Origin of the sequence: Streptomyces sp. 8L (assembly GCF_020176795.1) — a bacterium.
In the GTDB taxonomy this organism is placed as follows: domain Bacteria; phylum Actinomycetota; class Actinomycetes; order Streptomycetales; family Streptomycetaceae; genus Streptomyces.
On sequence record NZ_JAIUKE010000462.1, the window covers coordinates 1 to 8,908 of the forward strand.

Here is an 8,908-nt window from a genome sequence, read left to right on the forward strand (position 1 = left end):
CCGTGGGCGCCCCAGGCTCCCGCGGGGCCCCGGCCCCTTACGCCCCCAGCAGGGTCCGCACCGGGTCGGCGCCCGCGGCGAGCAGCAGCGTCGGGAGCCGGGGGCCGGTGTCGCGGCTGACCAGGAGCCGGTAGAGCAGCGCGAAGAACGAGCGCTGCGCGGCCTTCAGTTCGGGCGTCGGCTTGGCGTCGGGCTCCAGGCCCGCGAGGATCTTCGGCACCCCGTAGACGAGCGTGGTCAGCCCGTCCAGGGACCAGTGGTCGTCCAGGCCCTCGACCAGCAGCCGCAGCGACTCGGCGGCCTGCTCGTCGAGCGAGCCCAGCAGTTCCTTGTCGGGCTCGGTGCGGACGACCGTGCGGGCCTCGGCCGGGACCTGGCTGCTGATCCACTGCTCGGCGCGGTCCAGCCGGGGCCTTGCCTCGTCCAGCGAGGTCAGCGGGTGCGCCGGGTCCAGTTCGCTGAGGATGCGCAGCGTCTGCTCCTCGGCACCCGCCGTGATGTCCGCGACCGACGCGAGCGTCCGGTAGGGCAGCGGGCGCGGCGTGCGGGGCAGGTCGCCCGCGGCCGTACGGACGGCGCGCGAGTACGCGGCGGCGTCGGCGGGCAGCGCCGTACCGTCCGCGATCTTCTTCGCGAGCGCGTCCCACTCGTCGTAGAGGCGCTGGATCTCCTGGTCGAAGGCGATCTTGAAGGACTGGTTGGGCCGGCGCCGCGCGTACAGCCAGCGCAGCAGTGGCGCCTCCATGATCTTCAGCGCGTCGGCGGGCGTCGGCACCCCGCCCCTGCTGCTGGACATCTTGGCCATGCCGGAGATGCCGACGAACGCGTACATCGGGCCGATGGGCTGCACACCGCCGAAGATCTCGCGGACGATCTGCCCGCCGACGACGAACGAGGAGCCGGGCGAGGAGTGGTCGACGCCGGACGGCTCGAAGATCACGCCCTCGTACGCCCAGCGCATCGGCCAGTCGACCTTCCACACCAGCTTGCCGCGGTTGAACTCGCTGAGCAGGACGGTCTCGCCGAACCCGCACTCCGTACAGGTGTAGGTGAGCGCGGTCGTCTCGTCGTCGTACGCGGTGACGGTGGTGAGGTCCTTGCCGCACCGCCCGCAGTAGGGCTTGTACGGGTAGTAGCCGCCGGCGCCGCCGCTGCCGTCGTCCTCGTCGGCGGCGCCCGAGCCCTCCGCGGCCTCGATCTCGGCCTCGTCGACGGGCTTCTGCTGCTTCTGCTTCTGGCCGCCCCCGGGCGCCTTGGCGCCGCCCTTGTCCTTGGTGCGGTACCTGCCGAGGATCGCGTCGATGTCGCCGCGGTGCCGCATCGCGTGCAGGATCTGCTCGCGGTACGTGCCCGACGTGTACTGCGCGGTCTGGCTGATGCCGTCGTACTCGACGCCCAGCTCGGCGAGCGCCTCGCTCATCGCGGCCTTGAAGTGCTCGGCCCAGTTCGGGTACGCGGACCCGGCAGGGGCGGGCACCGAGGTCAGCGGCTTGCCGATGTGCTCGGCCCAGGACGGGTCGACCCCGGGGACACCATTCGGCACCTTGCGGTACCGGTCGAAGTCGTCCCAGGAGATCAGGTGGCGCACCTCGTACCCGCGGCGGCGGATCTCGTCCGCGACCAGGTGCGGGGTCATGACCTCGCGGAGGTTGCCCAGGTGGATGGGGCCGGAAGGCGAGAGACCGGACGCGACGACGACCGGTTTGCCCGGCGCACGCCGTTCCGACTCGGCGATGACGTCGTCGGCGAAACGGGAGACCCAGTCGGTCTCGGTGCTCTGAGCCACGGTCGGCACGTCCTTCTTTCTGCTGGGGCGTCGGGGAAAGCGGCAGACACCAGTGTCCCAGGTACGTGCGGCAGCTGGAAAATCGCTTTCGCGGGCATGGGAGAATGACACACAAAACCTGACCTCTACAGAAACGGCAGCCGGCTCATGGCCTCGGTTCCCTCGCTCGCCTCGACCGTCGATCAGCGCATCGCGGACGCCCTCTCGGCAGCCCTGCCGGAGGCCGGTACCGCCGATGTCCTGCTGCGACGCAGCGACCGGGCAGACTTCCAGGCCAACGGCATCCTGGCGCTCGCCAAGAAGCTCAAGGGCAACCCGCGCGACCTCGCGACGCGGGTGCTCGGCGCGCTCTCGGCGCCCGGGGTGATCGCGGACGCGGAGGTCTCCGGCCCCGGCTTCTTGAACATCACGGTCGCGGACCGGGCGATCACCGAGACGCTCGCCGCGCGCCTCGCGGACGAGCGGCTCGGCGTGCCGCACGCGGAGCACGCCGGGACCACGGTGATCGACTACGCCCAGCCGAACGTGGCCAAGGAGATGCACGTCGGCCACCTGCGGTCCGCCGTCATCGGCGCCGCGATGGTCGAGATCCTGGAGTTCATGGGCGAGAAGGTCGTCAGGCGCCACCACATCGGCGACTGGGGCACCCAGTTCGGCATGCTCATCCAGTACCTGATCGAGCACCCGCACGAGCTGGACCGGAGCGCCTCCACCGACGCCGCAGCGAGCGCCGAGGCCCCCTCCGAGGAGGCCGGCGAGGCCGCCATGTCCAATCTGAACCGCCTCTACAAGGCGTCGCGGGCCGCCTTCGACTCCGACGAGGAGTTCAAGGCGCGGGCCCGGGACCGGGTGGTGGCGCTCCAGGCGGGCGACACGGAGACCACGGCGATGTGGCAGCGGTTCGTGGACGAGTCGAAGGTCTACTTCTACTCGGTCTTCGGCAAGCTCGACGTGGAGATCCACGACCCCGACATCGTCGGCGAGTCCGGGTACAACGACATGCTGGCGGAGACCTGCCGCATCCTGGAGGAGACCGGCGTCGCCGTCCGCTCCGAGGGCGCGCTGTGCGTGTTCTTCGACGACGTGAAGGGCCCGGACGGCAACCAGGTGCCGCTGATCGTCCAGAAGTCGAACGGCGGCTTCGGCTACGCGGCGACCGACCTGTCCGCGATCCGCGACCGGGTGCGGAACCTGGGTGCGGACACCCTGCTCTACGTGGTCGACGTACGGCAGTCCCTGCACTTCAAGATGGTCTTCGAGACCGCGCGCAGGGCGGGCTGGCTGAACGACGGCGTCAAGGCGGTCCAGCTGGCGTTCGGCACGGTCCTCGGCAAGGACGGCAAGCCGTTCAAGACACGTGAGGGCGAGACCGTGCGGCTCGCGGACCTGCTGGACGAGGCCGTCGACCGGGCCACCGCCGTGGTCCGCGAGAAGGCCGAGAAGGCCGGGCTCGGCGAGCGGGAGATCGAGGAGAACGGCCGGTACGTGGGCATCGGCGCGGTCAAGTACGCCGACCTGTCGACGTCCGCGGTACGGGACTACAAGTTCGACCTCGACCAGATGGTCTCCCTGAACGGCGACACGTCCGTATACCTCCAGTACGCCTTCGCGCGCATCCAGTCGATCCTGCGCAAGGCGGAGGGCACGGCGTCCCCCGCGCCGCACGCGGAGCTCGCGCTCGCCCCGGCGGAGCGGGCGCTCGGCCTGCACGTGGACCGGTTCGGCGAGACGCTGGCGGAGGTCGCGGAGGCGTACGAGCCGCACAGGCTGGCCGCGTACCTTTACCAGCTGGCGTCGCTGTACACGTCGTTCTACGACCAGTGCCCCGTGCTGAAGGCGGACACGCCCGAGCAGGTGGAGAACCGGCTCTTCCTGTGCGCGGTCACGGGCCGCACGCTGAAGCAGGGCCTGTCCCTGCTGGGCATCAGGGCCCCCGAGCGGCTCTGAGGCGCGGGAGCGGCCGGGTCCGGGTGAGGCCCCGGCCGCGGGTCCTTGTCACGCCCCTGCCGGCTCCCACCGGACCCGCAGCCCCAGTCGCATCCCCCGCAGGCCCCACCGGACCCGCAGCCCCTGTCACATCCCCCACAGGCCCCCGCCGGCTGTCCGCCGGGGGCCTGTTGCCCGCACGGCCAGGGCGGCCGCACGCCGTCCTCGCGCCGGCCACGGCCACGCGCCGGGTAGTGCCGTGTGATCCTCCGGATTGCCGTGTGCGCTGTTCCGGACAGCCGTTGTGATCAGCCGAACGACGTGATCAGCCCAGCGACGCCGTCGCCGCGCGCAGTTCCTCCAGCGCCGCCAGGGCGTGCGGCGCGAGCCCTCCCGTATCGTCCCGGTCGCCTTCCGACCACCGGGCATAGCCCCGCTTGAACGCGAGGACCCCCAGCTCACCAGCCAGATGCGCGGTCGGTTCCGCGACCCCGCGGGCGATGAGCGCGGCCGTCATCGCGGCGGCGAGACCGACGCTCTTGAGGGCGTCGCGCTCCTGGAGTTCCGTACTGGCGGCCACGGCCGCTTTGAGGCGGGGCCCGAGTTCCCGGTTGGCCGGCCCCATGGCGCTCGACGCCAGTTCGAGACCGGCCGCCACCGCCTGCAGCGGGCCGGCGCTCTCGGGCGCCTCGGTGATGCCCTCGGCGAGCAGCTTGCTCAGCGTCTCCTGTCCGGCGACCAGCAGCTCGCGCTTGTCGGAGAAGTGCCGGAAGAAGGTGCTCTTGGTGACGCCCGCGCGCTCGGCGATCTGCGTCACCGTCGTGGCGTCGTACCCCTGCTCGGTGAACAGGTCGACCGCCGCCACCACGAGTCGTTGCGGCGCGCCTGGTTGCCATCTAGCCATGCGATCAGGATAGGCGATGGGACTCTTGTCCCGTCACCGTGTAAAGTCGGTGACGGGACAAGAGTCCCATCACTGAGGGAGAGCTCATGCACGTCTTCGTCACCGGCGGTACCGGCACCATCGGCTCCGCCGTCGTCACCGAACTGCTCGGCAACGGCCACAGCGTTCTCGCCCTGGCCCGCTCGGACGGCTCCGCGCAGGCGCTGGAGGGCGCCGGAGCCAAGGTCCTGCGGGGAGATCTGGCGGACCTCGACGTCCTGCGGTCCGGTGCCGCGCAGTCCGACGGCGTGATCAGCCTGGCGTTCGGACGCGACTACGGCAGCCCGGACGCGCTCGTGCGGGCCATCGCGGAAGAGAGCGCCGCCGTCGCCGCGCTGGGGCAGGAACTCCTCGGGAGCGACCGCCCGATCGTCACTGTCTCGGGCACACCCTGGGTGCCTGGACGAGCCTCCACCGAGGCCGACCCGGTGCCGACCGACGGGCCGGTGGGCGGTCGGGGCCGCTCGGTCACCGCACTGCTGGATCTCGCCTCACGAGGCCTGCGCAGCACGGCCGTACGCATGCCGCGCACGGTCCACAACGAGGGCAAGGGCGGATTCGCCGGCCTGCTGGCCGACGCGGCGCGCCGCAACGGGGTGGCCGGCTACCCGGGCGACGGAACCCAGCGCTGGCCCGCCGTGCACGCTCTCGACGCGGCCGTGCTGTTCCGCCTGGTCCTCGAATCGGCACCGGCCGGTACGGCCTGGCACGCCGTCGCCGACGAGGCCGACACGGTACGCGACATCGCGACGGTCATCGGCCGCCGGCTGAACCTGCCGGTCGAGACGGTGCCGGAGGAGACCTTCGGGCCGTTCGGCCCGATCTTCGCCATGGACCAGCCGGCATCCAGCGCTCACACCCGCGACGCCCTCGGCTGGCGGCCGTCGCACCCCAGCCTCCTCGAAGACCTGGAGGACATCCAGATCTGACCCGCTCCCCCGCGAACCCGCTCCGGCAGCAGACGCACACGGCCGCCGGCTCGGCCCTCACCGGGACCTTCGAGCGGACAGGGCACGACTACCCGCGCCGCCACCTCCACGGGCAGCGCGCCCCGGGCCCCCGGCGCCTGCGACGGCGGAACGCGCATCTCGTCCCAACGGGTGTGCCGGCCGGTTCGCGAACCGCCCCGCCCCGTCAGGTCACTCCCGGCCGGCATGCGGGTCCGCCCCGTGCCGCCAGGTGTCCAGCGGCGTCCCGCCACGCGTGATCGGCGGTGCGTCCGTCGGGTGGAAACCCGTCGCGCGCGCCACGGCCCGGCTCGGCGCGTTGTCCGCCACGATGCGCAGCACGACGCGCCCGGCGCGCAGCGTCCCGTACGCGTACGCCGTCGCCAGCCGCACCGACCGGGTGGCGAGCCGCTGCCCGCGGTGGCACGGTCCCACGGTGTAGCCGAGTTCGAGCGCGAACGGGTCGTCGGCCGTCGTGAACAGCAGGACCTCGCCGAGCGGCGCGCGCCCGTCCGTCGTGATCGCCAGCTGGACACGGCGGCGCTCCTCGCGCGACTCGGCGGCACGGTCCAGATAAACGCGGGCTGCCGCCTCGTCGAAGGGCGACGGAAGCGGCGTGAACCTGGCGACGTCCGGATCGTCGAAGAGCGCGGTCATCGCGGGCACGTCCGCGGCGCTCCACTCCCGCAGGACCAGCCCCTCACCGGCAATCCGCACGGCCACACCGGGCCCGGGGAGGCTCGGCGGCGACGGGGGCAGACCGGTGCCGGGCGGCGAATCGGCCCCGAGAGCCCAACTGTCGGCCCCGGACTGCCCGTCTCCGACCCGTGCCCCCGGCCCGGACTCCGGCTCGTGGCCGGGATCTGGACGGGTCATGGGCACGCTCCCTTCTCCGCACACGGCCGGGCCGCCGTATGCGCGGTCAGTCGGTGTTGACGACCGCCCTCTCCCAATTGTCGTCGCCGAGCGGGTAGTCGTACGCGGGTCTGCCCGCCGCCCCGCTCGTGCGGAACGGACGGCCCTGGTCGTCCAGGCGCAGCGTGCCGCTGCGTGTGCCGCTCGACCAGTCGAGTTCGAGGTACCAGCTCACGTCGTGCGCGCTGGTGTCCGCCTTGATGTGGAACACCTCCGGGTCGCCCTCGCTCACCTTGCGCGGCAGGTCCGCCTGCCCGTTCTCGGCCTTCGGCGCCGGGCGCCCCTGGTCGAGGTCGACGGCGAAGGCGCCCACACCGACCCCGCCCCCGCAGCCCACGCCCATCGCGTAGTCGTTCCAGGGGAGCGGCGCGCCGCTGGTGAGGACGCGGACGTGGAGGGCGTTCAGGACGACGGTGTCGTGGCCCGTGCCCTGCACGGTCAGGGTGATGTACTGCTCGCCGCTCGCGACCCCGCCGAGCGCCCGCACCCAGCCCTGCGCGTCGGCCTGCTCGGGCGGCGGCGGGACCTTCGTGGCAGGGCTGTTGATCAGGTAGTGCTGGCTGCACGGGTCCTCGAACGCGTACGGCTGGACGCGTACGGCCAGTGGCAGCGCGCCCCCGGCCGTGCCGCCGCTTCCCCCGGTGGCGCGCGCCGGGGGGGGCGCGGGGCGGGCGGAGCCGGACGCGGGGGACGCCGCCCCGGCCGAGGGCGTGTGCCGTGCCGGTGCGGCGTGCGCGGAGCCCGTCACGGGCGGGCTCGGCGCGGGAGCCGCGCTGCGTCCGGCCGATGTCGACGCCGGGACCGAGGCCGAGACCCTGTCCGACGACGTGCCGGGCCACGCGGCCCGTAGGCCGAAGGCGGCGGCCACCACCGCGACGAGGGCGACGGCCGAGGCCGCGAGCGCGTGCCACCGCAGCCGGCCGCCCGCCGCCCTGCCGCGCGCGCGGCCCGCCCCGTCCTCCCCGACGACGACGGCGCGCCCGCCGGACACGATGTCGGCCTCGGGCGCGGAACCGGCCGTCGCGGCGGGCTCCGTCGCTGCGGGCTCCGTTTCCTCGGGCTCCCCGCCGGCCGGCCCCGTGCCAACGGAACCAGCGGACTCCGCACCGGCCGACGTCACCTCAACGGGCCCCGCCTCAACGGTCTCTGCTCCAACGGGCCCCGCGCCCGCCGCCCGTCCACGGCGGCGTGCCTCGTCGGCGATGATCCAGCGGCGGTGCAGGTCCACCTGTTCCGCCGGGGACGCGCCGCACAGCCGCGCCAGCCGCTCGACGGGCGCGTAGTCAGCAGGTACCGCGTCCCCGTTGCAGTAGCGGTGGAGCGTCGACGTACTGACGTGGAGCCGGCGGGCCAGCGCTCCGTAACTCAGACCCGAACGGCCCTTCAATTCCCGCAGGATCGCCGCGAATTCGACCGTGTCACTCGTCCCCACCGCTGTCGCCTTCCGTCGCCCTGTCCCAGGACGCGTCCCAGGCAGTCACGGTTCCCGCAGCTCAGGGGCCGTCCCGGCGTTCCAGCGTCCCGGATGCGGCGCGGTGTGTTGTCCCAGCGGCCGGTGGCCTTGGACCGTGGTGGAGCACCGACGGTGCAACCGCCCTTCCACCACCGACCGAACGGGGAACGCCACCCATGTCCCGCATCAGCATCCGCACCCGCCTCGCCGCCGTGGCCACCGGTACCGCAGTCACCGCCGTCCTCGCTCTGACGGGCGCCTCCTCGGCGACCGCCGCCACCCCGCACACGGCGAAGGCCACGACGAAGACCGCGGCGGTCAAGCCGTGCACCGGGGCGACGACGAAGGTGACCGCGGCCAAGGTCAGCCGCCCCATCAACCACCTGCTGCTCACGGCGAAGAACACGAGCAGGGCGACCTGCTACGCGTACTACGCCCCGGCCCTGCGCTTCGACGAGGCGCAGTCCGCGACCCAGGTCATCGAGGACAGCGTCCCGCAAGCCGTCGTCACCCTGGAGCCCGGGCAGTCGGCGTACGCGTCGGTCCTGCTCAGCGGCGACCGCGGCAAGGCCGAGGCGCACGGCCACATCGCCAAGAAGCTGGACGTGTTCTTCATGCCGCGCGCCACGGGCCAGGGCTCCGTCGGCCCGGCCGCCCACCCGGCGCTGCCGAAGAACACGTACACCGACGACGACGCCCGGGTCAGCTACTGGCAGAGCACCGCGGCCCTGGCGCTGGTCTGGTAACCACCGTTCAGCACACCCCCGTTGCGACCGCGGGGGGGCCCGGGGGGGGGGCCCCCGGGCCCCCCCCGGGGGGGGGGGGGCGGGGGGGCCCCCCCCCCCCCCGCGCGGGGGCGGCCCCCCCCCGCGCCAGCGCACACCCCCCGCCCGAGCGGAGGAGGAGCACGCCGGGGGGGGTGTCGATCAGGACCCCCC

Annotated in this window: 7 protein-coding genes; 3 read left to right on the plus strand and 4 right to left on the minus strand. The window is 73.2% G+C overall.

From position 1 onward, the window contains the following. Nucleotides 1–37: 37 nt before the first annotated feature. A complete protein-coding gene (lysS, locus tag LCE31_RS31085) occupies nucleotides 38–1,795 on the minus strand; it encodes a lysine--tRNA ligase (RefSeq protein WP_225020270.1) in 1,758 nt (585 codons plus the stop codon). 138 nt (nucleotides 1,796–1,933) lie between these two features. Here lysS and argS point away from each other — a divergent pair, with 138 nt between their 5' ends. Beyond that, nucleotides 1,934–3,733: an arginine--tRNA ligase gene (gene argS, locus LCE31_RS31090; protein ID WP_225020272.1), complete on the plus strand. Its 1,800-nt coding sequence runs from the start codon at nucleotides 1,934–1,936 to the stop codon at nucleotides 3,731–3,733. A gap of 304 nt (nucleotides 3,734–4,037) precedes the next feature. Here argS and LCE31_RS31095 read toward each other — a convergent pair whose 3' ends face one another. Further along, nucleotides 4,038–4,616 carry a TetR/AcrR family transcriptional regulator gene (locus LCE31_RS31095; protein ID WP_225020274.1) on the minus strand — a complete coding sequence of 193 codons (579 nt, stop codon included), beginning with the start codon at nucleotides 4,614–4,616 and terminating at the stop codon, nucleotides 4,038–4,040. A gap of 86 nt (nucleotides 4,617–4,702) precedes the next feature. On the opposite strand from LCE31_RS31095, the gene LCE31_RS31100 reads away from it, so the two are divergent. Further along, on the plus strand, nucleotides 4,703–5,584 hold the full coding sequence (locus LCE31_RS31100) for an SDR family oxidoreductase (protein WP_225020276.1): 882 nt from the start codon (nucleotides 4,703–4,705) through the stop codon (nucleotides 5,582–5,584). A 210-nt stretch (nucleotides 5,585–5,794) separates the two neighbouring features. Here the strand turns inward: LCE31_RS31100 and LCE31_RS31105 are convergent, their stop codons facing one another. Further along, on the minus strand, nucleotides 5,795–6,478 hold the full coding sequence (locus LCE31_RS31105; RefSeq protein ID WP_225020279.1) for a GNAT family N-acetyltransferase: 684 nt from the start codon (nucleotides 6,476–6,478) through the stop codon (nucleotides 5,795–5,797). A 46-nt stretch (nucleotides 6,479–6,524) separates the two neighbouring features. Then, nucleotides 6,525–7,949, minus strand: a complete 1,425-nt coding sequence (locus LCE31_RS31110; RefSeq protein ID WP_225020281.1) for a helix-turn-helix domain-containing protein — start codon at nucleotides 7,947–7,949, stop codon at nucleotides 6,525–6,527. A gap of 197 nt (nucleotides 7,950–8,146) precedes the next feature. Between LCE31_RS31110 and LCE31_RS31115 the strand changes: the two genes are divergently transcribed. Beyond that, a complete protein-coding gene (locus LCE31_RS31115) occupies nucleotides 8,147–8,716 on the plus strand; it encodes a DUF4232 domain-containing protein (RefSeq protein ID WP_225020283.1) in 570 nt (189 codons plus the stop codon). Nucleotides 8,717–8,908: the final 192 nt, after the last annotated feature.

What these genes read in the sequence shown, in the direction of transcription:
- argS (WP_225020272.1), top strand. Translation starts at nt 1,934, where the DNA reads ATGGCCTCGGTTCCCTCGCTCGCCTCGACCGTCGATCAGCGCATCGCG.
- LCE31_RS31095 (WP_225020274.1), bottom strand. Translation starts at nt 4,616, where the DNA reads ATGGCTAGATGGCAACCAGGCGCGCCGCAACGACTCGTGGTGGCGGCG.
- LCE31_RS31100 (WP_225020276.1), top strand. Translation starts at nt 4,703, where the DNA reads ATGCACGTCTTCGTCACCGGCGGTACCGGCACCATCGGCTCCGCCGTC.
- LCE31_RS31105 (WP_225020279.1), bottom strand. Translation starts at nt 6,478, where the DNA reads ATGACCCGTCCAGATCCCGGCCACGAGCCGGAGTCCGGGCCGGGGGCA.
- LCE31_RS31115 (WP_225020283.1), top strand. Translation starts at nt 8,147, where the DNA reads ATGTCCCGCATCAGCATCCGCACCCGCCTCGCCGCCGTGGCCACCGGT.